This window comes from Oleiphilus sp. HI0066, assembly GCF_001635725.1.
On record NZ_LWFH01000445.1, the window covers coordinates 1 to 761 of the forward strand.

The 761-nt window shown below is 44.7% G+C and carries 2 protein-coding genes; both read right to left on the bottom strand.

Going from position 1 to position 761, the window contains the following annotated elements; genetic code table 11:
• A partial coding sequence (locus tag A3738_RS05865) for an ATP-binding cassette domain-containing protein (protein ID WP_156504006.1) occupies nt 1-293 on the bottom strand: 293 nt, incomplete at its 3' end.
• Nucleotides 294-305: 12 nt separating this feature from the next.
• Nucleotides 306-761, bottom strand: a 456-nt coding sequence (locus A3738_RS05870) for an ABC transporter permease subunit (protein ID WP_156504007.1), incomplete at its 5' end; no start/stop codon positions are given.

Sequence of the window (761 nt, forward strand, 5' to 3'; positions counted from 1 at the left end):
ACAATCATTCCAATTTTGTTGCCTCGCACACCTCTTAGATGACGTTCGTCAGCTTGGAGTAGGTCGTGACCTTCGAAGGTGATTTTACCTGATGTGTAACGCACAGTTTGTTTTGGAAGGAGCTGCATGATCGCATTCGTACTGACAGATTTACCAGATCCACTTTCACCTACAAGAGCGAGTGTCTTTCCTTTGAATACATCGAAACTAACGTTGTGAACTACGGTTTGCTGAACATTGTTATGTTCAAAAGCGATGCTCAGATCTTGGACGGAAATAATTGGTGTAGTCATGATGAGTTCCGTTTAAATCTTTCTCGGATCAAAGGCATCGCGCACTGCTTCGCCGATAAATACGAGTAATGAGAGCATAAGAGCAAGTACGATGAATGCTGTCATTCCAAGCCAAGGTGCATGAAGGTTTGTTTTACCTTGCGAGATCAGCTCGCCAAGTGAAGGAGATCCGGGAGGTAGGCCAAATCCTAAGAAATCGAGCGAAGTAAGAGTTGTGATAGACCCCGTCAATATGAACGGCATAAAGGTTAAAGTTGCAACCATCGCATTCGGTAGTATGTGGCGAAACATAATGCCTGCATTGTTCAGGCCTAAGGCTCTAGCCGCTCTAACATATTCAAGATTACGTGCGCGCAGGAACTCGGCACGAACAACATCGACTAAGCCCATCCAGCTGAATAACAGCATGATTCCAAGTAACCACCAGAAGCTCGGTTCAATCATGCTTGATAGAATGATTAGCAGAAA